This is a genomic window from Duncaniella muris, from assembly GCF_003024805.1.
Lineage (GTDB): Bacteria > Bacteroidota > Bacteroidia > Bacteroidales > Muribaculaceae > Duncaniella > Duncaniella muris.
In genome coordinates, this window is the sequence record NZ_PUEC01000001.1 from 40,556 (window position 1) to 63,150 (window position 22,595).

The window sequence follows — 22,595 nt, forward strand, 5'->3', positions numbered from 1 at the left end:
AAACCAAAAATTACACATCATGGAATCAATCTTATCACTTGACAAATTCTATCTGTTCCTCGGCATATTCCTCGCCGTGTGCATACTGGTAATTGTTGCCATTATGCTTGACCTTTGGGATGGAGTACACACGGCGAAGAAAACCAATCAGCGGGTACACTCCCACAAATTGAGAGTGACTATCGCCAAAATGTGCGAATATTGGCGATTCATCTTAATAGGCTTTCTTGTGGACTGTATCGGTGTGTTCTTCAGTTTCTACTTCATGCCGTTTGTAGTTGTGCTGTTTGGTGTCGGACTGATTGTAGTAGAGGCAAAGAGTATGTTTGAACACGCCACCCGGCGTAAGAGCCACATGGCCGAATTGCCTGACATCATCAAGCGTATCGTAGAATGTGCGCATGAAAAGGACGCTCAGAAGATACTGGAGCAGTTTACAACAATATCAGACACATCAAATCATCACTAACTGAAACATGATAGTTCTTATTGACAACGGACACGGGAGCGACACCCCCGGCAAATGTAGCCCCGACCAAAAACTAAAAGAGTATCTCAAAAGCCGGGAGATAGCACGGAGACTGGAAACATTGTTGAATCTGCGAATGGTAGATGCTCGACTGCTCGTTGAGGAAGATAAAGACATCAGCCTGCCCGAACGATGCCGCAGAGCAAACGCATACTGCGACAAGTACGGCAAAGAGAATGTTCTGCTTGTTTCAATCCACTGCAACGCCGCAGGAGCGGACGGACAATGGAAGAGTGCAGGCGGTTGGTGTGTCTATACCTCGCCGGGCAAGACCAAGGCAGATGACCTCGCCACCGAGATATGGAACGCGGCCGATGAACGTCTCAAAAACTACAAAGAGCGTTTCACCATATTGCAGGCGCAGGGCGCATACGACAGCAAGCAGAAACCCATGAGGGCAGACTGGAGTGACGGCGACCCCGACTATGAGGCACGCTTCTACATTCTCGTCCACACTAAATGTCCGGCAGTGCTGACGGAGTCGCTTTTCCAAGACAACAAGGCTGACTGCGACTTCCTGCTCTCGGAAGAGGGAACAAAAGCGATAGTGGAACTCCACGCTAACGGAATCATCAACTACATCAAAAAGGTTAAGAACACATGAAAGATTTTCTGAAGATACTCTTGGTTGTAGTCGCAAGTCTTGTGGCAGGCGCGTATCTCCACAAGTGCCAATCGCCTCCGGGCGACATCCCAGGCCGAGAGGATTGTGTGATGGATACAGTCAAGGTATATGATACCATTTCCTACATCGAGCCTGCGCCGGTGTCAACAACTCCGATAGGCTTTATCAACGTGACTATTCCGGCTCCTGCTATCCCCAGTGCGAACCTTGACAGTCTGCCCGACATAAGAGCGGACACCGCAGAACTGGCAAGCGCAGACGTTGACGCGACAGCCCCCGACAGCCTGACATTACAGCTGCCAATCACGCAGAACGTCTATGAAGGAGAGGACTACAAGGCATACGTCAGCGGTATGTATCCGAGCCTTGACAGCCTGTTCGTATATCCCCGGCGCGAGATAGTGACAATTAAGAAGCCACCCAAGAGATGGCATATAGGACCGACTGTCGGTTTTGGCTATACTCCACACGGCTTTGAACCATTTATAGGGGTCAGTCTGACCTTTTCAATCATTGAATTATAATGGAAACGATTACAATACAAATATTTCAAGACGATGTGTATGAAGAGGTAGCCAAAGCCACAGACTACACAGGGTCAAAACTGATAGACGGCGATGATGGCGCGCGCGACCGCATACTTGCGGCAGATGATGATCTTGCCGAACTCAGCAGATTTTGGGAAGAATCGGTGCTTGCCACCAATGAAAACCTCAAAGAGATGCTGGTATCGGGCAAGACAAAACGAATAACCGCCACGCTCAATCCAATCTACCCAGTGCAGGGAACAACCAGTGAGCCAGCCACACAAGCAGGCATAGTCATTCCGGTAATCGGGAAGATAGGCTATGAAGCCGTCATCGAAGTAAGCAAATCGTTTGACAAGGTTCTGACGGCAAGCGTACAATCAACCCTGCGCAGCTTCTTCATTGCTTCAATCATCGGACAATGGTTCAAGTTTGCCAATAAGGGAGAAGCTAAAGACTACTTCACGCAGGCGGCCGACATGATGGAGACCGCCGAGCGACTGTTGTACAGCCGCAGGAAGCCGACACGTCCAACAGACTAACAATAATCTAAATAATATCAAACTATGCCAGACCCTACATTAGGAGCAAAGAAACCAGTGACAGCCACAATCAAAATATCGTGGCTGCTCTATGACATCATGAATGAGACGTTCCTGCGCGGACGTACCATTCAGAATAAGGAGAATCACAAAGAGGTAGCAAGTATGTTCGCCTCCGAGGACGAGGAGAACCGCGAGAAAATACTGCGTTCCGTCAAGCGAGCCTTTGCCGAGGTGCAGACTGAACTCGGAGAGTATCTCAACGAGAACGGCACAACCACGGATAACAGTCACTATGACGGAAGCCATGACCTTATCCTCAACCTCACTATGCCGAGCAACTTCAACGAAGCGGCTACGACAGGCGTAGGCGAGGCTGTCCATGCCTATCTCGCCAACTCGGCCATCGCCGATTGGTATATGGTGACCAACAAGGCTGACGCGGAACAATACTACACCCTCGCCAACAAGAATATGGAGTTAATCCGTCAGACCGTGAGCAAGCGTAGCCGTCCGACACGTCCAACAGACTAACCCAACAGCCCATGAGTTGCTTTTTGGAGGAAAAGGACGGCTCGCTGAATGCCGTGTTGGGATTCAAGCGCGACCAACTGCTGTATGACATAAAGAACTATGCCTACATAGAGGGTAGCGTGATGGACACGGAAAGCAACCACAACCGCCACATGGTGCAGGATGTAGGCGAAGAGGGTAATGTGGACCGTGTGACCAGAGTGCTGAACCTGACTGTTGCGAAATGCAGGGAACTCTTGTATCCATACACCAAGAACGAGCTGCACCGCACGGAACTGAACGACACCCTGCGAGAGCCGAAAGTATATGGAATAGTGTTGAGTGTTCCTACAGATTTCTCGCAGACCACGCTCTACCTGCTTGAGAACCTCATACACGAATATCTTGTGTGCAAGGCTGTGTCGGATTGGTTGAGCATAACCAATCCAGCAAAGGCGCAGGTGTGGGAGGCGAAAGCAGAGGACGCAGAGAGCGAGATACGGGCAAATCTGCACGCAAGGATAGCAAGGACACGCCGACGACTCCACCCATTTTAAGGTTGCCATATTAAAGCGAAAGACCGCTGTGCATCACGCATGGCGGCCTTTCTTTTTTTACAATAGAAATAGTACATGAGTTATCTCGGTTGATTAGTGAGGCGTGGCGTGAACTGGACTGACGCGCCAAAGATACTTTCATCGGCACCAAGTGTAGCCACTCCTGCTATTCGGAAATATTTGTAAGGTGTTCCTCGGAAACCTCGTAAGAAATGGTCTTTGCTTGACCATACCAAATGCCAATTAACCAAATCGCGTGAGCCATATAGCGCAGTTGCCACATTCCCATTACGGAAGAATCCTCGCTGAATGATGTTGTCAATAGTCTTGTGGATATTGATTGTGTCAAGTTTTAGAGGCCGTGTAACAAACATACTCTTGACTTGCTTGGCTTCGGTCTCGGAGAAATTAACTATGTTGTTATTGTTATCAACAGCCAGTGCTTCGGGATAGGAGTTGAGATGAGAGGCAATATTAGAAAATGTCATGCCCCACAGTTTTGATTTCAGCGAGAATACATAGGCGTAGGTAATGCCCGGCGCATAGACTATGACACGCTGGTGGACATAGTCGTAAATCATACGACATTGTTTCAGGAACTCTGTAAACGGAAGCGTAGGCAGGCATTTGTCATTAACCGGAGAATGCCCTAACATATCGTGCAGTTTACTGAAACCAGGCAAGTCAAGAGCATTAAAAGGATATTCCGAATTAATTGCTTCAGAAATACATTGTGTCTGAGAACCCGATATGAGCATGATTCCTCGATCCGTGGGGAACAACACTGCACTATCCAGTTGGGTAATGCCATCGGCATTTATACAGACATCACGTGTGATAGGTTGCCGCGCCGAATATGTGCCAGTAGCCGACACTTCCAACGCCCATACGCCCTCAGATGTGAAAGCATAAAGAGGGAACTGACCAAACTGCCCCTCGGAAAGAGCCTTTGCAGCCGAACAAATGCCTTTTATTTCCCCAGTTCCAACCGTGTTTATGCCGAGAACCGGGAACACAAAAGGATTGTTGACCTCGGAGGTGTAAATCTTATTTGGAATATCAATCGTGCGGTCTGCGTTTGAACTTGCAGATGGCATACTGCCGCTCATTCCGGGATTATCCCAACCTGCAAAGTAGAAAGCACCATTGAGGAAACCATGCTGCTCCAGTTGAACCTCATAGCAGGAGGGAAAACCATACCAAGAGACAATGACCGCCTTGTAGGCATTGACATTTGGATAGTATAAGAAAATGAATGGAGCGTCAAGACTTGCCATTTGACAACTCTCTCCTTGTACAATGATATCCTTTCCGTCTTGCTTTATAAAGAAATAGACTCCGACACTGGCTTTGTTATCTAAATAAGTCGGTGGCACATCTGCCCAGTTGGCTACATATCCGTCGGTATGGCACATCAAGGCTCCCGAATTGTATTCTGCATAGAGACGTTTAGATATATTACTCAGATTGAGGCGCGAATTGTATGTAAAGCAGTATCGTGGTATGAGAGTATCATGGCTGTCGTAATCATCAGTCATAACTTCTCGTGTCACCAATGATTGTAGATAATCTTCTTCAACGGTCAGTTTTGTACGCGTAGTGGAAAGTTGCTCTACCTTAATACTCTCAAGCAGATAGAACTGAGATGTTGAGCGAATATCTTCTTTGACAGCATCAACGCTTCGGCGAGGAATCATCAAACGCCCCATCGGATATGAAAGATTAGTGGGGTTGAACGTGAAGGCGTAAAGTTTGTTGAACGTGTTGCGCTGATAACGCAGAGGATATGTTGCTGTAGAGGCCGCCTGATTGGTATGCTTGCACACACAATAGGAATTATATCCCTCAGACTTGGCGAACTTGGTACACTTGCCGTTCTGGTCGTAAGTGTAAATCGGTTTAGAAATAAAGACATCTACCGAGCGCACAATATCTTTCCAGTTATTGAGCATATCAAGCCTCGATTGAAGAATCACGGCATAATCAAGGGTATGCACCATTGCGCAGACACGAAGCTGCGCATCGGTGTATTTACCTTTGCCAGTGATGTGAGACCAAAACACCTGCGGAGTAAGGTCAGATGATGCTATCATGAGAACCGGCGAAGAGTGCATTGTGAGCGAACCATCGTAGAGACGGTAGGCGTAGCGGACGAAGAAAGGAAAGATGAACTTGCCCTTATTGGTGGACTCATCAGCAATAAACTTATTGATATGTGCAAGCACTTGGTCTGTTATCCGAGTCTTGTTGTTATCTGAAAACTCGTTCCAAATGCTACCCTCATTGATGGAGTCAAAGGAAATGGAAAATTCATCAGTCCTCACCATCTCGCCCTGCAATCCAAACGAGATAGGACATTCGGGTATCTTACCGCCCAAATAGAGATAGCCAGTTGCGCCACCTTTCCAAAGATAGTATTGCATGCCATCATCAGTAAGGAATATCAGTGTGTTGCCGACTGATGTAACCTTTATATACTTTGATATTGTTCCGATGGTTGTCAGTGTGTCCGGGGTCTCTTTATCATACCAACTAAAAGAGTTTGAATTTTGGACGATATAATGTGTATATCCCGAATTTTTATGGATATACACGCAATTACCGATAGTTGCAGATGTCTGTCCTTCAATTTTCGGAGGCAGGACCGGTTTCAATGCTCCATCTTCCGGCACAAGATTTATGGCTACTGCAAGTTCGCCGTCCTGACATTCGTAGTCGGACGGCTGTGCGGAGTAGCCATTGTACTTTATTTCTTTGTTCATAGCGGAAGCGCAGTTATGATTGGGAGATATGTTGTATCACCACGAACGAAAGCCTCGCCAACCATGTAGGCGACTTGTTCAGCCTTCACTCCGACTGAATCAAGCAGGGCCCGACATAGGCGCACGGAGTATGCGCAGTAGTTGTTGCTCCCTCTTTTGGTGGGATAGCACTGTGCCTCATGGCGACCGATGTTGTTGACTCGGTGGACAGCATGCAAAAGATACTCGCCGTTGCTCACGGCTATGTTGATTGAATCACCCGGACGCAGGGTGAGGATACGCGCCACTTTTGCCGTAATGCGGATAGTTCCTCTTTTACGGCTGAATGAGATATCGGGTCGGCGCGTATGTTCCAATAGTTTAATCATGGGGGCAAAGATACTGGGGTTTGGTTGTGATATTGTTTTAAGTTTAGAAAAGCGAGAGTTGCTGAACGTCCGGGATTTCTTGGCTATGCGCGGTCGGCGCACCATATTCTCGTGCCGTCTCGCAGAACATTTTGCGGAAGATATGATAGAGGCAGGCGACAACGATAGAGTTTCCTGCAAGTTTATAGAGTTGTGAATTGGATATGCCTGCGTTGAGCAATCGGTTTATATGGTGTTCGGGTACGTCCATAAGCCGGAAACATTCGCGCGGAGTAAGTTTGCGTATCCAGTATTCGATGACGGCAAAGTTATTGTCCTGCCACTTTGATGTAGTCATAGCCGGGGCAATATCAAAGAAACCGCCTTTGGCGTATCCGTGACCGCGCTGGAGTATCTTCACTTCGCGCTGACCGCCCTCGTTGCAGTTAAGGCATGGAGCAATACCCTCAATTGAATAGACACGCCCACGATGAGGATTCTTATAGTTTGAATCCTCTATGAGATTGCCAACCTGTATGACGCGCGGTTCTGCGACCATGCTGTCCTTTTGAACAGACGTGATTGCATTGGCAACGTCAGAACCCAGTTCGATCTGCTGAAAATTTCGCCCCGATGCATCGGGGCGGCCGCGAGGGTCAGATACAAGATAATGCCCTGTCGCATTTACTCTTGCCAGTATCGTGCCTGCTATGTCGGGGTCAACACGTTGGTTGTAGCAATCTATCCACAGCGTTTCTTCCGGGTCAACCTTTCCATCGGCAATCATGGCGTTGAGACGGCTGTTGCCGTAGATGGGAACTTTTATAAGAGTATCGCATGAGCATAACCCCTCTCGTGTCTTGATTGTTCCACTAATGCCCTCGCCAGTCTGAAAATTTGTTTTGAAACCGCAACCCTCTGACTGCTTGCGCTCGTTGTGCTTTATCAACGCCTGAATCTGCTCCTGCTTCAGCCAATACTTTTCATCAACTACATCTTCAAGGATGTGTTTCAGACGACGCACCAGTTCAAACGGCTTTGGGAATGTAAAGGGTGTATGTTCCCTACGAAAGGACACCATAAAGACGCGCTCACGATTCTGCGGAACGCCGTAGTCTTTTGCGTTGAGGACGGCATAGTAGTTGGTGTAGCCCTGCTTTATGAGCCATTTTCGCCACCTGCGGAAGTCTGCACTGAATTTCTTTTGCGTGAGAGCCTTGACATTTTCCATAAGCAGAAATCGGGGGTGCTTCTTCTCAATGGCGTTGGCGCAGGCCCATAAGCATGAAGAGCGTGTGCCGCTACCCTCGGAGAAGCCACGTTGTTTACCCGCCGAAGATATATCTTGGCAAGGGAACGAATATGTGAGCAGGTCAAAGTCGGCGGTCTGCGACCAATCAATCTTGGTTATGTCGCCATGATTGGGTATAGCCTCACCGTGGAGAGTATGATATGCTCTTATAGCATATTTGTCAATCTCCGATATTCCGACAGTCTCAAACTGGAAATCGGGGAATGATTGAGAAAGCAGGTCAAGCGCGATGGATTGAGAGCCGTAGCCTGCAAAGGCTTCAAAGACGCGGAGTTTCATTATATAATTTGGCTGAAATATTGTATATAAATTATCGTAGATTATGTAAATAGGCCTCACACTTGAATCCTTTGCGCGGCATAAAGTCGGCGAAGCTGCACGTCTTGAAGATTTGTGGCTTGTTGACGTACTGGGCGAGGTCTTTCTCATACTGCGATGGAGTGCGTTTGTTCTCAAAGTCTCGGTAAGGCATGACGTAGGGCTTTATGCCAAAGGAGCGGAGTGTTTCAATGCGATACATATCCTGCTCGATAGTGGAGTTGAACCCAACCAACACATAACACATGATTTTGTATGGCTTGATGTAGCGCGTGACCTCTCGGAGTTTGTCGGTCAAGTCAAGCGCAGGCAAATCCCATGCTATATGAATATTCCGGCGCAGACGCAGTTTGTTGAGCCAGTATGCCTGCTCCTCGTTCATAATCCTTATATCTACTCCATGCAGGTTTACTTTCTGCCCAACTTTAATCAGATAGTCAATAGCACTCTTCCAGTCGGGATTGGCGAAGAAATTATTATCAAGGACTTCTATCCATTCTCCGTTGGGGTTGAGTTGGACCGGTTCGACCGGGTGTATCTTACCTTCTTTGTCATGAACGAGGCAGAACGGACATCTGCGGATACAGCCGCGCGAAAAGAATTGGATCGAGAAAGGGTGTTGAGGATATAAAGAATAATCCATTGCCGTAGATTGCTCAATGCATTCGGGCAGTCGGCTGTGAATGTCGTAGCCAGTACCACCACGGACAACCTCGCACTTGCCGTCAAAGTCGGCAGAATCGGGAGTGAACGTGAATATTTTCGACTGATATACGCGGTCATAGTTGCCGAACATGGGCAACGCAATCTCCACGTTATCGCCCTGCAGCTTGTGCCACGCTGATATTTTCATGAGTGCGAAGTTGGGGAAGTTATGCCCATCAACGTCAACTATACCTATGTTCATGTGATAATGAATTGAATATTAAAATTAAACTCCCGGCAGAGCCGGACTACTTGAATGTGTTTGTATGGCTCTTCGCCATAGGGAATGAAGATGACACGCTGTTTGGTGTCAGCCTCAATTCCTTTATGGCGCAGCTTATAGAGCAGGTTGGCACGGCGTTTCTTTGCCTTGCAAAGCGCCGCGGGCGATAAGGGGAATCTCATAAGCAGGATAGCGATTAACCGAGGCACTGCGCTGAATGAGAGAGCCATCAGCGACCAAAGAGTCGAGTGCATGGCCGACCATAGAGTTTATCTCATTGCGGAGCGCGTAATCGGGCGCGATGTGTTTATGCCTCTTGTCTGCGATTATTTCCTTGACAAGAACGAGTGCGAGTTGTTTTGCGATAGTCATGGCTATTTAGATGTGTGGAGGGTTTCACGTTTGAGTATGAGGTAAGCTGCGAAACTATCTTCGCCTGCGCAGGTTGCTATTTCCCAACCATCAGCACCCAGCTTGCAGAGTTCGGCGATGCACTCGTCCATTTTGCTGTATGAGTAGCGGTAGCGCATATACTCGCAGGTTATGTGATAATCTCCGTGCCTTTTGCGCTCAATGCGATTGATGAGCAGGACAATAATAGTGATTATTACTGCCGAAATGATTACGGAAGCGAAGTGTACAAGTAATTCAATCATTGTTATCTCCTTTCTCATCAATCTTGGTAAGCAGGGCATCGGCGTAACCCATTGCGTTACGAGCAACAATCTCGAAAAGCTTGGGATACGGGGGATTTTGTGCCACATCAATGTAAGCCTGCATAGTTCGTTCATTGCTCAATATCCCCTGCATGGCTGCTGTGGCAACTCTCAACCGGTCCTCACGCTGACAAGTGATATATCCATAACCAGTGCCTTCAAGTTGCTCCTTGATATGTTCGGCACGTTGTTTGGCGGCTCGGCGGTCTATGCGAGTGAGCCGGGCGACACACTCCTTACAGCGGTGCTTGTAGGATTTTGACATTTCGTGCTGTTCTTTCCACTGACCGCAAATTCCGCATTGCTGTTTGCTCATTCCTCACCTCCTTCCTTATGGCACGGGCAGTCGGGGTCGTGGGTGATGGATACCGATGACATTCTGCCTCCCGTATCATACTTGATATAATAATGACCGTCAAAATAGATTCGACTCATGCAATGGTGGTTGCGTGGTATTTGAGGTGCAGGCTGTGTTTGTGTTTTTGAGTCTGCGCATCCGCTCAGGCACACGGCGCAGAGGACGGCGGCGAGGATGGTTGTAAGGTGTTTCATATTGATTTGGATATTCGGTTAAACAATTCATTCAACTCTTGCCATCCCTCGCTTTTGCTCACCTTGCGCCAACTGCGATACTTCTTACGCCATTCACAAGGGAGTTTCGCTCGTTTGGCGGCAGTCATTAGCTGTGCCCCAGTGTAGGGGAAATCAAGTCTGCTCAACTCTTGATACTCGGCTTTGGCTTTGAGTATCTTCATTGCTATTCTTGCTTTCATTTCTTCTTCGGTTTAATGGTGATGGAGACTTCGAGAGGTTTGGACTCCCATGTGCCTCGGAATTTAATTGTTCTCATTTCTCGTTGATTTTGTCAAGAAGTTCCTGCGCTTCGCTCCGTGCGAAGTCCTTGTCATCTTCATAAGGGAATTCCTTGATGAGACAGTAACAGATGCTCTCAATGTGTTCGCCTGCATAGGTGGACTTGCGCACATAGACTTTCATGAACACCCGGCAAGTGGAGTTGCTATCGTCCTCCTCAATCTCAAAGTGGCGGTCATACTTTGAGGAGTTCTCAATGCGGTCCAGTGAACGAGAGAGTTTGTCTCGCTCATCCTTGGTCTTGTTGAGGAGGTTCTGACGGCGAGTGCTGATGACAGCAGAGCGACCGAACAGGAACGCGAAGATTGCCAAGAGGCAGATTGCTGTTGTTGTTACGATTGTCATTGTCATTTTGATTTCTGATTGATTGTTATCTCCGACTTGTGCCAGTCAGTTCGATTATGTTATATGATTTGAGACGATCGACCGTGCGTCCATAGACATCAGCAAATTCTTTGGCAAGCTGCTGTACAGACAGATTGGTCGTAAGGTGTCCACGGATATTCCACTGCGTCCATATCTCATATCGTGCATGGAGGAACTCTGTTACCAGTTTCTTGCCGTCCTGCCCGAAGAATGATTGTGTCTGCAATCCGATATCGTTGAGGCAGACATTAGACGGGCGGCACCCATCAAATGTGTTATCTTCCTTGACGCTGGAGCGGTCGTTGTAGGTGTATCGGTTGAGGTTGTTGTTGATGGTGTAGTAATTGACCATTTCAGTAACCGATACATTGAAAAATGAATTGGGGTTATTGGTCCGGCGCAGATATTCGGAGAAGAGCTGCATAAGGAAAGTCTTGCCTACGCCCTTGTCGCCACGTATAAGCAGAGGCTTTGCAAGTTTAAAGCGTTTGTCGGGAAATATCTGCTCGGCGAGGGAACAGTTGTTGAAGTAGTACAACAGAAAGATTATTATCTTATTGTTGTTATCATCAATCACGAACTTGCGCCGTTGTGGGGCAAGAACAATATCCTCAGCGACACGGCAGAGGAAATCCCAGTGACATTTGAAAATGTCGGGGTCGGTCAAATCGGGGAATGACTTGCTTGTCCTGCTTATATCAAGGCGCACTTGATTGAGAGCCTTGTCTATCTTCAGTTTCTCATCGCGCAAAGCGTCAAGTCGGCGTTTCTCCATGACCTTAGCTACGGCTTCGGGAGGAAGCCCTGTGGTATTTTCTGTTACATAACTCATAATCATTGTTCTTCATAATCCATACCTCCGAAATCATCACCCACTTCCGGGAAAGGCACTGAAGAGTTATCGGGTATGGCCTGGGGTATTGTTGTTTGCTGTTGGGGATAAGCCTTTGTCATCCAGTAGCGCAAATGACTCTGACAATCTACGAAACTATCATGATGTTCCTTGCCCTTGCGTGCCTTGTCATCGTTACAGCGATCGAGGAAACGAGAGAGCCGCTTATCATACTCTTCCGCAGTGATGTTGAAATCCTCGCAGATAGTTATGCGCCATTTCTCGTCATTTCTCATCTGCTCAACTTCCTGTTCGTAGGTAAGGACGTATGCAGATTCAGCCGAAGCCACCTGCTTCTTGGTGCGCTTGCGCCCACCTTTCTTGCCATTCTCAAACCGAGCGGTGTTCACGTCAATGTTAGGCTTTATCAGCGTGAACATACCCTTTGCGACTTCGGAGAGGCTCTTCGGTATCTTGCCGAACAGGGCATACTCGCAGATGGCAGGATATATTTCAGCCTGCACATCTGACGGCATACACCTTATAGCCTCGTAGAAGCTGCGGTAGAATATGAAACTCTCACGGTCCATAATCAGACTTCTTTTATGCGGATACCGTGCCGAAAGAGCATAAGTTTCCGCTTGATTATATATTCCTTTGTTCTCACGCCTTTGGTGTCCTCTACGATTGTCTGCCCAGTCTCGTTGTCGGTATAGACAAAGTCGGCAATGTATCGGCAGGCGCGCTCGATCAGTTTTGGTTTTGCAATGCGTGAAGTCGCGGTGTCCACACTATACTGGGCAGGGATAAGTTCAAAGGGCACTTGCTCACGGAGATTGGAGATAACCCCGGCGCGTTGCCACAACTTGAGTTGAACAGCGCGATTATGCTCCTTGCGAGAGGCGTGTTCGCCGACACGTTGCGCACCATATTTGTTGCGCTTCTTCGGCTCATACGCAGGGTTTCTCCGACCTCCGTTAGCAAATGGATTAGCACATTTAGCCATTATCTGTGGATAGTTTAGCTTTATACACCTCAACCAGTTTGGTCTCAGTAATCGCCTCAATCTCGTAATCGGCCATGGTGCCGCGCATTCCGTCAATGAAATTGTCGTAGGCTTCTTTGAAACTGGAAGCCTGCACAAGGATATACGAGGCTGTTTTCTTTTCGGTCGCGGTCTTTTCATCAAGTGTGATGAAGTTGATCTTAACCTTGTAGAACTTATCGCCAGTCTCATCCCAAAAGATTTCGGCAATCTTGGTTGTGACAACCGATGATATGCGGAAGTCTCCGCTGATGAAAGGCTGGAGTTCCTCAGTCACTCTTGCTTCTGCTTCAGTGCAGGACAGCGCGTCAGCGAGATAAGGTTCGGTTACTTTCTTGACCGAGCCGTTCTCCATCATCTTGTCGTAACGCGCTCTTACTTCAATCCACTGTGCCATTGTTGAGTAGTTCTTTAAGTTCTTTACTGATTCTGAATTTCACGGTGCGGCGGGCAGGAACGACTATCGGTTCTTTGGTCTTGAAGTGAACCGCATTGCGCTCTTCGCGCTGAACAACGGAGAGAGTGCCGAAGCCTCGCAGGGTTACTTCCTCGCCCTTGCTGAGTGCTTCCTTAATGACACGGAAAACTCCGTCTACTGCCTTGAATGCCGTTGAGAGGCATAGTTTCTCTGAAACTGCTACCTCTTTGGCTAAATCATTTTTTGTCATTTAGTTTTGATTTTAATTTAGTTGTCAACTGGTTTATCATGTGCGCCCGGCATTTGCATTTCTGCATGGGGAGCGCGTCATATAGCTTCGCTGCCTCATCGAGGTAGGAAATGACCTTTTGCAGGTCGGTCTTGCAAATGTCAGCCATCGGGGTCGGAGTTTAGGAAGAGGTTTGCAAGTTGGTTGAAATACATTTCATCGGTCGGAATATCATCGTCGGTACCCATAATCTGATTGGCGATTGATTTCTTCTTGTGAATGATGTCGTAGAGAGTTCGGTCAATGGTGTGCCGTCCGATGAGGTAGTAACAGGTTACATTGTCCTTTTGTCCTATGCGGTGCGCACGGTCCTCACACTGGCAACAGTCGGCATACGTCCACGGAAACTCCACGAATGCCACGTTGGAGGAAGCCGTGAGGGTCAGTCCGACACCTGCCGCCTTGATGGAGCAGACGATAAGTTGAGCCTTGCCCGACTGGAAAGCGTCAACCGCCGCCTGTTTCATCATCATGGAGTCGCGCCCTGTGACGCTGACCGCTTTCGGGAATGCCTTCTTAATCTCATCTACAATCTCATGCAGGGAGCAGAAAAGAATGAGAGGCTTGCCGTTAGCGAGGAATGTCTTAACGAAGTCCACCGCCTGCCTGACCTTCCCCTTTGAGGAAAGGGAGCGCAGGGTCATGAACTTGACCAACGCTTCCATGCGCATTTTACGGCGTATGTCAATATCATCGCACTCGGTGTACTTGCGAAGATACTCAGCTAAATCCTCGGCCGCAAGTTCATATTCATCGCGGTTTGAGATGTCAACATAGAGGTCTGTCCGGGTCTTGTCGGGGAGCTGCGTCAGTACCTTTGCTTTCTCACGGCGTATCATACAGCGAGAGTAGAGTTCTTCCGAGAGGCGCTCAAGGTTGCGAGGCTCATCATCTTCATCCTTGCCCCGGCGTTCCTTTGAGATTTCGCCACCGCCGTAGTCGGCAAGGAATTTGGATCGACCGCCGAACTCCGCAAGTCTGCCCATGATTGAGAGCTGCGCAATGAGGTCGGCAGGTCGGTTGACAACGGGCGTACCCGAAAGGAGTATGCGCCATTGCTTGCCCTCAACAATGCCACGAGCAAAGATTGTCTGCTGTGCCGTGGGGTCTTTGACGCGGTGGCTCTCATCTATGATTACCGACTTGAAGAGATTGATTTCGGGGCAGAACACAACATCTTTGAGCCGGAATGATTGTCCTTTGCGTGCGTGAATATCCCAAACGAAATATTTACGCAGACTTTCATAGTTGACAACTGCTACATGGTGCATACCCATTCGCAGGAGATAGGGCCATGTGGTAAGCACGGAATTGTCAAGCACCAGTGCTTTTTTATCCGTAAATTTTTCAAACTCGCGTTGCCAGTTGATTTTGAGTGAGGACGGACAAATAACCAAGCAGGGATAAGCGTTTGCTGTGTCAACTACGCCTATGCTTTGGAGTGTCTTGCCCAACCCCGGCTCATCGCCGATAAGGAAACGCTTCCACCGCAGGCCTGCCTCGATACCTTCCTTTTGGTACTCGTAAGGCTCAACCTTTAGGTTTATCATTGCCTTGTGCTGAAGTTTGGAGGTCAGTTCAATATTTGTACTCGTGTCCATAATAATTCATTCACAAAGTCCATGATACAAGGATACGCAAGACATTATAGGTTCAGTCTCATCCCAAAGAGTAGGCTGGTTCTCATCTTTAAGCACATATTCAGAAACCTCCCCAAAGGTTGGTGATCCATTACTATTTTGGTTACAAAATCTTGCAGGAATTTTACCTTTGCAAAAGAATGTTGCCTCATTTCCATTATCTCGTTTTGAGTTAATGGTGTTTTCAAGGTCAATAACTCGTTGTTTGTATTTCTCATCACGAGCCACTATCTTGATTTCGTTCAACCTCGCAAATATACATGGAAAACATCCCACTCTTGATGCTCCCCGTTCATACAACGGGTTAGGACGTTGTCCATGAGACAATATATAGTCAATCACTTGCTGCGCAGACCATGAAAAAATTGGACGAAGAACTGAAGCATCGTGCATATTACACCATTTCCTAACGTCTTGTTTTCTATATAACCGCTTCTTAACTGAAGTATCGAAGTAATCTTTGAAATATGAGCATTCAACATCAAACTTGACCCTTTCAGCACTTTCTTTTGCCCGAATACCCTGTAAGATTATCATGTGTTCATCCTGCGCAAGTATCCAGTCTATCATAGGATATACTTTCAATTGCACTGTACACATCCTATTTTTGGCATCGGGGAACCAGTTCATTCTACGACATAGCCCAGCCATGCCATCAACTTTGTTATTCTTGAGTATTACAAGTTTAACACCAAGAAGATTAACTATATTATGGATGTGTTTATATGTTAATTCATGTTCCCAACCTGTATCACAAAAAATGGCTGTAACCTTATCTGCGCCGTATGTTTCGCAGGCTTTTATAAGGCAGGCTTGTGAGTCTTTGCCACCGGAAAACTGAACTATAATTTTTACTTTGCTCATAATGTGAATGCCCAGTATTGAAAGGCAAGTTCCTCATACTTCTCGCGTCCACGAGTGTAGATTGCATCGCCTCGGTTGATGAATAACTTGAAGATTTTGCAGTTCTTTTTGGAAATGGCATAGATGAAGTCTTTGTTACTTTGTGCTATGTCCATATACCAAGCGCGGGACCGGTCCCAGTCAAAGAAATCCACCGCCTGCTCAAACTCCGCTTGCGTGGCGCAGGCTGTAGTCTTGAGGTCTCCACCGAATCGGGCAGCTTCCAGCCACCAATCCCATTTACAGCGAGTGGGAAGTGTGAAACGGAATCCGCCGTTTTCAAACTCCTGCGCCTTGTTAACCATGAACCGCTGTGTGTCGGCGAGTTCAAGTACTTTGGCAAGGAACTGGTCTCGGCGAGCCTCAGCCCGGAGAGCGCGTTGCATTTCGCGTGCATGAAGCCATTCGTCCTCATTGACCGGTTCGCCATCAATTGTAGCGTGCAGGAAATCCACTCGCGAGGGTTCGGTGATGATAGCGTCGACGATAGACCCGAAGCGGAAAGCACCCTCGCGGTCACCGAACATCGGGCGATGGTGCAGGAGTTCTTTCAATGCAGTGAGGTCGGAGTTGCTGACCTCACTGCGCTGATAATATGCATCGGGATTGTTCATGCTTACTTGGCTTTAACTTCCTCTTCGTAGTGTACGAACGGCGAACTGATGAGTTCGGGGCTGTCCTTGTCGTTGGCAAGTTTCTCGCAGAAGGTAATTTGCTTCTTGAAAATCTTGCAGAGTTCCTCCATTGAGAGGAAGCGACCCTCTTTAGACCACCACATAGACACTACAGCGAGCATACCTTCGGGGCTGTCGGTAACAATGCGCTTCTTCACGGCGGTTTTTGGCTGATAGCCTACCGGGGTAGCCACGGCGGCCTGGCCGAAGAGTCCGTCCATTTCGTTGGCGGTCTGCTGTGCTTTTTTTGCCGCCTGTGCTTCTTCTTCCTTGCGTCTGCGGTCCTCGTCAAGACGGCGAGCCTCTGCGGCCTCACGTGCTTCAAGTTCGGCTTTCATACGCGCCTGCTCTTCGGCATTGGCTTTCGCCATGCGCTCCAGTTCGCGCTTCTTTGAGGGCAGAGCGTCAACAATGGTGTCGCGGTATTCGCCGACCTCGGAGGCGTATTGCTCTTTGAATTGCTTGGAGAGGCGGTTGAGGATAGACTGGCGAATGTCAATAGCCTCGGCATCGCTGATTTCAAACGGCTTGTGGGCGTAGGACTGGCAATGCTGAAACCACTCGTTGCCGAGGGTGACGTTGAAGTTCTTGATTTTCTCGCTAACCTCATCAAAGTTCTCGATCGTGAGCGACTGGTTGAGGCTTGTAAGGGTGTTTATGTCGGCGGTTATTTTTCCGTCAAACTGACGGCGGTAATCGTCTTCGGCGTTCTGCTGATAGTCCTTGGTCGCTTTCTCGCGCTGTTGACGGCGCAGCTCTTCTTGGCGTGCGCGTTCAGCCTCTTCACGTTTTTTGGCGGCATAAGTGTTACGCGCCTGCTGAATGAGGTAAGGAACAGTGTCCTTTTTGGAGGGGTCAATAGAGTTCTCCATGCCAGTGAACTCGGAACGTATCTGGTCAAAGAGTTTGGTAAAGGGCGCACGGCGTTCGTTCATCTTCGTTATAGTGCGCTTTGCTTTGAAAATGAACTCGGCGCAACGCTTGTCAAGTTCATCGGTCATGCCGTGCTGCTGAATCTCGGCGAGAAGATTCTTGCCATAATCCGCGCAACGCATTGAGGACAGCGAGTTGATGTTGTATGCGTTCGGGGCAGATTGAACTATCATCTGCACATTCTCTTGGCGCAGGATAGGCAGGTTGGGGTTGGTTGTTTCTCCGCTTTGGCAGAGCGGTAAATCGTTTACACTCATTGTACTTTGGTATTGTAATGGTTATTAGAATACATCATCGCCACCGTCTGCGTTGTCGGCAGAGGCTTCGGGATTGATTGTCACACCTGCGGAAGTGTCGGGGCCAGGAGCAAAGCCAGTGTCCTGCTTGGATATTACTTCGCCTGTTGTGGTGTTGACGGTCGAGCCGTCCTCAAGTCCGTAGATGTCATCGTTGATTTCCATGTCATCGACCTGCTGAGACTCCAGTTGCGTTGCACGTCCGACACGCGCTTTGGGGTAGGTCTTGAAAGCGTGCTTGATACACTTGGCAACGAGGAAGCCAGTGTCAATCTTCAGAGAGCCGTCCTGCTGTTGTCCGTAAAGCGCGTTGGGTTTGAGGTTTGTCCACTGACGTTTTTCGTTATCCCATCGGGCATTATTGCGTGCAGAGTATCCTGCAAGGCGGCTCCAGTCCTCGGGAAGCATAACGGAGTAGTCTATCGAACCATCTGCGCGTGTTATTTTCATGTAGCAGGCCACGATGTTGCCTGATGTGTGAGGATGACGACAAGTAAAGTTTACAAACTTGTTGCCGTTACGTTCTCCGTACTCAAACTCATCTTCGGCATAAACGATGATTGGGTTGTCGGCGTGACGTATCTGACCGACACGGGCGCGGTGCAGGAGTTCTCCGTAGCCGGAGATTGTGAGGATGCAGTGCGTCTCGTACTTGCTTTTCTTTTGTCCGTTCTCGTAGTATGAATCAACGGCTATAGAGCGAGATAGCAGATAACACTGTGCGCGTGAGCCGGGTTCAAGTGATAGCCCCGATATAGCCACATCGAGGAACGCGGTGAAGATTGAGAAGCGTGTACATTTTTTGCGAATGTCCTCTTTCTCGCCGAGAATGCGGTTGAAAAATCGGCTTTCACGCTCATAGGCAGCTACGCCCGGAACGCCAGTGGTGGGAGTCCACATCGCTTCGTAGATTTGAATGAACTTGTCGCGCACAAGTTCGTTTGTGGTGATGTCCTGCGGTTGCAGTTCGTTGATTTGCTCAACGGTAAGATTGATTTTACTCATACTTTGTGATACTAAAAATGTTTGTTGTCTATTGGTGGGATAGGCAGGAGTCGAACCTGCCACTGAGTGTCTAATGTCTTTCGCGGTGCGCGCTGTCCGCTACTTGGGCCGCCTCGTAACCTTTAGCGGTCTTTATCTCCCATTGGTGGACTATTTGGTCGGGTCTAAATAGTCCTGTTGAGTTCTTTGTAGCAGTCGCAGGTCTGCCGTGCGTTATTCCAGTTTGCCCGGACGCTTGCAGGGGCTGACCTTGCCCTGCCTGCGCCACCGCTCCACGTTCCTACGTCCGAATATCTCATAGGCTTTCCGTTGGCTAATGTATTCGGGGTCGGCTTCATCTTTCTTGAGAAGGTGGACGACCTCAGCGGCTACATCTTTCACGAATACGCCATACATAGGGTACGCTCTTGTCGGAAAACTGGAGAAACGTCATTGATTAGTCCTCGCTGTCTTTAATGCACATAGGGTTAGGCTTCTCCATGACTTCCTCGCACATCTTGTCGTATGCGATGAGCCAAGGGTCAACCTTGCTCCAACGTTTGTAGAGCCGTGCGATGAGGAACATTGTGCCAAAGCCAACAGCCTTGTCAACGATAAAGCGGAATGTCCATGTAAGCAGGTTCGCGTCCTGCTCCTCGCCGAAGATGAGCAGGAAAGCCACCATGCCAAGGGCGAAGAGGATTGCTATGCGAATGACTGAGATTGTCTTGTTCATGGCTGTATGATTTAATAGGGTTCAACTCCTGCCTCAATGAGGGCTGTTTCCTCCTCCACTGAGCCGCACCAAGTATCAAGGTACTCGTTGACGGCTGTATAGGTGTTGTCGTTGCGGTCGTATCCGCGTGCATCGCAGAAAGCATTCCACGATATTTCGCCACGGAGATTGTCAAGAGCGACCTTGTTGGAGGTGCAACCGGTCAGCAGGGCGGTTGCGAGTGCGAGAGTTATGATGTACTTTTTCATTCTATTGTTATTTGTTGATGATTATCAAATCGGGGTGATATTTGAGGAGGTACTGGGTAAAGCGATATAGGCGATTGACCCAGTCGCCACGGGTGTCAATCAGATTGACAATGCGCTGTGCCTGCGCTCTCTTCTGCTCGGTGGTCTTCATTACTTTGCGTCTTTGAAGTTGTCCACATAGAGGACGTGGGTCTTTTTGTCGGAGTCATATCGCCCGGTGCAGATAACGAACTCGGGGAATGTGTGGCGTGCTGCGTCGATGACCTTGCAGACGATGTCCTTACTTACCACTACCTCGCCCTCGTTGAAGAGGGAGCAAATCGCATAGAAGATTTCGTGATTGCTTGCCATAGGTCAATAGGTGTTTAGGTACTCCATGTGTGAGCAGACGGCATATTGCCCTGCGTGACGTGTGCCTTTCGGCATTTTGAAAATCTCATCGCAACACGATACGTTGTTGCGCTTGCGGTCGCAAAGAGCCTGCTTTGCTTCTGCTTTTGACTTGAAATACTTTCGTGCCATAGTCAATTATTTATTTCAGTCGGGTTATAGTCTGCACTCCTGCGCGGGTTGAGGTCTGAAACAGGTAGCCCTGCTCTTTGAGTTCTACACACGTCTTTGTGACGGTCTTGGGCTGATAGCCGTCGGGGGCTACACATGTTTCGCCGACTGTCATCCCTTTTAAAGCATCGGCGAGTGAGGCTGTTTTGAGTTTTTTTATTTCCATTTCTGAGGTTATTTGGCTACTTTTTAGTAACTTCGAGTGCAAAGATAATCATAATTATGTTTCCAACATCATAATGATGTGTTATTTAACTGTCTTTAACTCTGTTTGATGTTGATTGTTAATATAAGTAAATAAATGAAGCCAATACCCGACATCCACATCGGCGAAGAGATAAAAAGCCGATTTGATAAGTCCGGCCTAACTCAAAAGGAGTTTGGGTCAAGAATTGGAATGCCACAGCAGAACGTGAGCAGAGTGTTCAATGGAGAGAGCATAGACACCAAGAGGCTTGTTGCTGTAAGTCGGGCATTAAACTTTAATTTCTTTGAACTCTACGCAAGCATAGACTATCACGAGGTGCATACCGAGGGTGACTATTCGCCTGCCTCCGATAGTGGAGACATCTCCGTAATCGTTGGAGATGCCGTCCTCGCAGAGCGAGTGAGGTTGTTGCAACAACTAATGGAAGAAAAGGACGAGCGTATAACTGAACTCAAAGAACGGATCGAGGAACTGAAAGCAAAATGAACAACAGAATGATGTTTTACGTGCAAACTGCGTGGATTGGAGTAATAGGTGGTTGTTCGTTATGGTTGAGCAGATTAATTTCTGATAACTATTGGATATCAGTTCCGCTGTTTTTGCTTATGTGGATTGCGCTAAGTTTCATCGGAATGGGATTGATAGGTTTATGCAACCCAGACCATAGGTTATGCGCCAAATACGGGATTAAGATAGAGAATCTTCCGCTTTACCAAAAAGCATTTGAAGAACTTGTAGAGGCGGAAAAACGAGGCGAGGATACGCAATGGATAGGAGACGAATTGCCGGATAAAAATGAATGGCTTAGATACCTCAGCTATGAAATAGAGCAGGGGCTAACGAAATAAAAATTATATGGAACTGAAAGAATTTATAAAAACAGCAATAACTGATATCACTGAAGCAGTCAGCGAGTTGCAATCGGAACTCAACAATGGGGCGATAGTCAATCCGACTTTGCCAAATCCGATTGCGTTGAAAACACTGACGGTTGATAATGAGATTCGCCCGATAGAGCAATTGGCATTTGATGTTGCTGTGACGGCGACGGAAGCATCGGGTATAGATGGCTCTGCGAAAGCAGGAATCAGCATCTTCGGCGCGAAAATCGGAACCGAATCAAGTGCAAAGACCGAAAATGTGTCAAGACTTACGTTTTCAGTCCCAATAGTATTTCCGACAACACACGTTAAGACCCCACAAGAAATCATGAGGGAAAAGAGACCGAAAAGGCCGACTGATTAAATCCAGTCATCCCAATCCTCACCAGTTAGTCGCAGGAATGCCTCATCTGCTTGTGCAGCGGCCTCATATGCATAATTGAATCTGCCAGCGTAATGCTTAAAGAGTTTGCGATAAAGACGTGAGTATAGCAAACGTTTAATTGTTCTGAATATATTTTTCATGCCGCGAATATACGGCGGTTGGCATCATTCTGACTTTTAAGTTTTGAATTATGGACGAAAACAAATACGAAGTATCGGATGAAGAACTGGCTTCCCTCGTGGAGGCTCTTGACAATATGCTCAATGAGGAAGAGCCGGACTTCTTCAGCGAACTGAAAGATTGTGCTTGGAACATCCTACATGAGAATCCCGGCATTGACATGGACGAATGGATTGATTTGCTCATGCGCCAATATCCTGCCGAGGTTGTAGATGCTATCGGCTCTCATCCTGCGGAAGCATACGCCTCTCTCTCCTTGATGTGGAATGACGAATATACCGACAGCGACACTGGAGAATGTGACACCTTCCGAGGTTGGGCAAAGAGGTTTTCTTCGTATGGCGCGATAGACCGCTACGACAAGGCCGCTGAACAAGAAGCCATTTTAAGGTATTTGCAGGCGCAACATTACAAAAAACAATAAAACCCTCAACCGAGGCCATAAAGTCCAGCAGAGGGGCATTTCT

36 protein-coding genes and 1 pseudogene are annotated in these 22,595 nt (G+C 48.0%); 10 read left to right on the forward strand and 27 right to left on the reverse strand.

Features of this window, described 5'->3' with window-relative positions; all coding sequences use genetic code 11:
• Positions 1–19 precede the first annotated feature (19 nt).
• From C5O23_RS00080 to C5O23_RS00105, 6 genes are read left to right on the forward strand one after another with little or no spacing between them, the layout of a single operon-like run.
• Positions 20–469, forward strand: a complete 450-nt coding sequence (locus C5O23_RS00080; protein ID WP_161553515.1) for a phage holin family protein — start codon at positions 20–22, stop codon at positions 467–469.
• A 7-nt stretch (positions 470–476) separates the two neighbouring features.
• Positions 477–1,133: an N-acetylmuramoyl-L-alanine amidase gene (locus tag C5O23_RS00085; RefSeq protein WP_107030915.1), complete on the forward strand. Its 657-nt coding sequence runs from the start codon at positions 477–479 to the stop codon at positions 1,131–1,133.
• Complete coding sequence (locus C5O23_RS00090; RefSeq protein WP_107030916.1) at positions 1,130–1,678, forward strand: DUF6808 domain-containing protein; 549 nt, start codon at positions 1,130–1,132, stop codon at positions 1,676–1,678. The genes C5O23_RS00085 and C5O23_RS00090 overlap by 4 nt, the downstream gene beginning before the upstream one ends.
• On the forward strand, positions 1,678–2,223 hold the full coding sequence (locus tag C5O23_RS00095) for a hypothetical protein (protein WP_107030917.1): 546 nt from the start codon (positions 1,678–1,680) through the stop codon (positions 2,221–2,223). Before C5O23_RS00090 ends, C5O23_RS00095 begins: the two co-directional genes overlap by 1 nt.
• Positions 2,224–2,247: 24 nt before the next feature.
• Positions 2,248–2,757: a hypothetical protein gene (locus C5O23_RS00100; RefSeq protein ID WP_107030918.1), complete on the forward strand. Its 510-nt coding sequence runs from the start codon at positions 2,248–2,250 to the stop codon at positions 2,755–2,757.
• Between the two features lie 11 nt (positions 2,758–2,768).
• The gene (locus C5O23_RS00105; protein ID WP_107030919.1) at positions 2,769–3,293 is read left to right on the forward strand and encodes a hypothetical protein; all 525 of its coding nucleotides are present in this window, start codon (positions 2,769–2,771) and stop codon (positions 3,291–3,293) included.
• Positions 3,294–3,373: 80 nt separating this feature from the next.
• On the opposite strand, the gene C5O23_RS00110 is transcribed toward C5O23_RS00105, so the two are convergent.
• The 27 genes and pseudogenes from C5O23_RS00110 to C5O23_RS00225 all read right to left on the reverse strand — a co-directional run bounded on the left by C5O23_RS00110 (position 3,374) and on the right by C5O23_RS00225 (position 20,640).
• Complete coding sequence (locus C5O23_RS00110; RefSeq protein ID WP_107030920.1) at positions 3,374–6,055, reverse strand: hypothetical protein; 2,682 nt, start codon at positions 6,053–6,055, stop codon at positions 3,374–3,376.
• A complete protein-coding gene (locus tag C5O23_RS00115; RefSeq protein WP_107030921.1) occupies positions 6,052–6,423 on the reverse strand; it encodes a hypothetical protein in 372 nt (123 codons plus the stop codon). Before C5O23_RS00115 ends, C5O23_RS00110 begins: the two co-directional genes overlap by 4 nt.
• Before the next feature lie 43 nt (positions 6,424–6,466).
• Positions 6,467–7,993 (reverse strand): DNA cytosine methyltransferase, encoded by a 1,527-nt coding sequence (locus C5O23_RS00120; protein ID WP_161553516.1) that lies wholly within the window; start codon positions 7,991–7,993, stop codon positions 6,467–6,469.
• A 31-nt stretch (positions 7,994–8,024) separates the two neighbouring features.
• Positions 8,025–8,939 carry a radical SAM protein gene (locus C5O23_RS00125; RefSeq protein ID WP_107030923.1) on the reverse strand — a complete coding sequence of 305 codons (915 nt, stop codon included), beginning with the start codon at positions 8,937–8,939 and terminating at the stop codon, positions 8,025–8,027.
• Positions 8,940–9,074: 135 nt separating this feature from the next.
• Positions 9,075–9,332, reverse strand: a complete 258-nt coding sequence (locus C5O23_RS14255) for a hypothetical protein (RefSeq protein ID WP_161553517.1) — start codon at positions 9,330–9,332, stop codon at positions 9,075–9,077.
• A gap of 2 nt (positions 9,333–9,334) precedes the next feature.
• Positions 9,335–9,616, reverse strand: coding sequence for a hypothetical protein (locus C5O23_RS00135; protein ID WP_107030924.1), 282 nt, complete (start codon positions 9,614–9,616; stop codon positions 9,335–9,337).
• Positions 9,609–9,941, reverse strand: a complete 333-nt coding sequence (locus C5O23_RS00140; protein ID WP_128714667.1) for a hypothetical protein — start codon at positions 9,939–9,941, stop codon at positions 9,609–9,611. The genes C5O23_RS00135 and C5O23_RS00140 overlap by 8 nt, the downstream gene beginning before the upstream one ends.
• A gap of 47 nt (positions 9,942–9,988) precedes the next feature.
• Entirely contained in the window at positions 9,989–10,228 is a 240-nt protein-coding gene (locus C5O23_RS14135; protein ID WP_128714668.1) for a hypothetical protein, read from the reverse strand.
• The gene (locus C5O23_RS00145) at positions 10,225–10,449 is read right to left on the reverse strand and encodes a hypothetical protein (protein WP_107030926.1); all 225 of its coding nucleotides are present in this window, start codon (positions 10,447–10,449) and stop codon (positions 10,225–10,227) included. Before C5O23_RS00145 ends, C5O23_RS14135 begins: the two co-directional genes overlap by 4 nt.
• Before the next feature lie 73 nt (positions 10,450–10,522).
• Entirely contained in the window at positions 10,523–10,894 is a 372-nt protein-coding gene (locus tag C5O23_RS00150) for a hypothetical protein (RefSeq protein ID WP_107030927.1), read from the reverse strand.
• 25 nt (positions 10,895–10,919) lie between these two features.
• Positions 10,920–11,747: a hypothetical protein gene (locus C5O23_RS00155; protein WP_240597528.1), complete on the reverse strand. Its 828-nt coding sequence runs from the start codon at positions 11,745–11,747 to the stop codon at positions 10,920–10,922.
• A gap of 2 nt (positions 11,748–11,749) precedes the next feature.
• Positions 11,750–12,337 carry a DUF6291 domain-containing protein gene (locus C5O23_RS00160; protein WP_107030928.1) on the reverse strand — a complete coding sequence of 196 codons (588 nt, stop codon included), beginning with the start codon at positions 12,335–12,337 and terminating at the stop codon, positions 11,750–11,752.
• Positions 12,338–12,339: 2 nt separating this feature from the next.
• Positions 12,340–12,753 (reverse strand): DUF1064 domain-containing protein, encoded by a 414-nt coding sequence (locus C5O23_RS00165; protein WP_107030929.1) that lies wholly within the window; start codon positions 12,751–12,753, stop codon positions 12,340–12,342.
• Positions 12,746–13,189: a DUF4494 domain-containing protein gene (locus C5O23_RS00170; RefSeq protein WP_107030930.1), complete on the reverse strand. Its 444-nt coding sequence runs from the start codon at positions 13,187–13,189 to the stop codon at positions 12,746–12,748. The genes C5O23_RS00165 and C5O23_RS00170 overlap by 8 nt, the downstream gene beginning before the upstream one ends.
• Positions 13,173–13,460, reverse strand: coding sequence for an HU family DNA-binding protein (locus C5O23_RS00175; protein ID WP_107030931.1), 288 nt, complete (start codon positions 13,458–13,460; stop codon positions 13,173–13,175). Before C5O23_RS00175 ends, C5O23_RS00170 begins: the two co-directional genes overlap by 17 nt.
• Positions 13,461–13,600: 140 nt before the next feature.
• The gene (locus C5O23_RS00180) at positions 13,601–15,100 is read right to left on the reverse strand and encodes a DEAD/DEAH box helicase (RefSeq protein ID WP_107030932.1); all 1,500 of its coding nucleotides are present in this window, start codon (positions 15,098–15,100) and stop codon (positions 13,601–13,603) included.
• A 6-nt stretch (positions 15,101–15,106) separates the two neighbouring features.
• Entirely contained in the window at positions 15,107–16,003 is an 897-nt protein-coding gene (locus tag C5O23_RS00185; RefSeq protein ID WP_107030933.1) for a phosphoadenosine phosphosulfate reductase domain-containing protein, read from the reverse strand.
• Positions 16,000–16,656: a PD-(D/E)XK nuclease-like domain-containing protein gene (locus C5O23_RS00190; RefSeq protein WP_107030934.1), complete on the reverse strand. Its 657-nt coding sequence runs from the start codon at positions 16,654–16,656 to the stop codon at positions 16,000–16,002. The genes C5O23_RS00185 and C5O23_RS00190 overlap by 4 nt, the downstream gene beginning before the upstream one ends.
• A 2-nt stretch (positions 16,657–16,658) precedes the next feature.
• Positions 16,659–17,906: a hypothetical protein gene (locus C5O23_RS00195; protein WP_107030935.1), complete on the reverse strand. Its 1,248-nt coding sequence runs from the start codon at positions 17,904–17,906 to the stop codon at positions 16,659–16,661.
• A gap of 24 nt (positions 17,907–17,930) precedes the next feature.
• Positions 17,931–18,950, reverse strand: coding sequence for a recombinase RecT (locus C5O23_RS00200; RefSeq protein WP_107030936.1), 1,020 nt, complete (start codon positions 18,948–18,950; stop codon positions 17,931–17,933).
• 150 nt (positions 18,951–19,100) lie between these two features.
• A pseudogene (locus C5O23_RS00205) lies at positions 19,101–19,383 on the reverse strand (hypothetical protein).
• Between the two features lie 3 nt (positions 19,384–19,386).
• A complete protein-coding gene (locus C5O23_RS00210) occupies positions 19,387–19,665 on the reverse strand; it encodes a hypothetical protein (RefSeq protein WP_107030937.1) in 279 nt (92 codons plus the stop codon).
• A gap of 11 nt (positions 19,666–19,676) precedes the next feature.
• On the reverse strand, positions 19,677–19,913 hold the full coding sequence (locus tag C5O23_RS00215) for a lipoprotein (RefSeq protein ID WP_107030938.1): 237 nt from the start codon (positions 19,911–19,913) through the stop codon (positions 19,677–19,679).
• Positions 19,914–19,920: 7 nt separating this feature from the next.
• Positions 19,921–20,064, reverse strand: coding sequence for a hypothetical protein (locus tag C5O23_RS14260; protein WP_161553518.1), 144 nt, complete (start codon positions 20,062–20,064; stop codon positions 19,921–19,923).
• Positions 20,064–20,264: a hypothetical protein gene (locus C5O23_RS00220; protein WP_107030939.1), complete on the reverse strand. Its 201-nt coding sequence runs from the start codon at positions 20,262–20,264 to the stop codon at positions 20,064–20,066. Before C5O23_RS00220 ends, C5O23_RS14260 begins: the two co-directional genes overlap by 1 nt.
• Before the next feature lie 3 nt (positions 20,265–20,267).
• Positions 20,268–20,435 (reverse strand): hypothetical protein, encoded by a 168-nt coding sequence (locus C5O23_RS14265; protein WP_161553519.1) that lies wholly within the window; start codon positions 20,433–20,435, stop codon positions 20,268–20,270.
• Between the two features lie 10 nt (positions 20,436–20,445).
• Positions 20,446–20,640: a hypothetical protein gene (locus tag C5O23_RS00225; RefSeq protein ID WP_107030940.1), complete on the reverse strand. Its 195-nt coding sequence runs from the start codon at positions 20,638–20,640 to the stop codon at positions 20,446–20,448.
• Positions 20,641–20,775: 135 nt separating this feature from the next.
• On the opposite strand from C5O23_RS00225, the gene C5O23_RS00230 reads away from it, so the two are divergent.
• The 4 genes from C5O23_RS00230 (at position 20,776) to C5O23_RS00245 (ending at position 22,552) form a co-directional block, all read left to right on the forward strand.
• Complete coding sequence (locus tag C5O23_RS00230) at positions 20,776–21,168, forward strand: helix-turn-helix domain-containing protein (RefSeq protein WP_107030941.1); 393 nt, start codon at positions 20,776–20,778, stop codon at positions 21,166–21,168.
• Positions 21,165–21,530 (forward strand): hypothetical protein, encoded by a 366-nt coding sequence (locus tag C5O23_RS00235; protein WP_107030942.1) that lies wholly within the window; start codon positions 21,165–21,167, stop codon positions 21,528–21,530. The genes C5O23_RS00230 and C5O23_RS00235 overlap by 4 nt, the downstream gene beginning before the upstream one ends.
• 7 nt (positions 21,531–21,537) lie before the next feature.
• Positions 21,538–21,927 (forward strand): hypothetical protein, encoded by a 390-nt coding sequence (locus tag C5O23_RS00240; protein ID WP_107030943.1) that lies wholly within the window; start codon positions 21,538–21,540, stop codon positions 21,925–21,927.
• 211 nt (positions 21,928–22,138) lie between these two features.
• Positions 22,139–22,552, forward strand: a complete 414-nt coding sequence (locus C5O23_RS00245; protein ID WP_107030944.1) for a hypothetical protein — start codon at positions 22,139–22,141, stop codon at positions 22,550–22,552.
• Positions 22,553–22,595 lie beyond the last annotated feature (43 nt).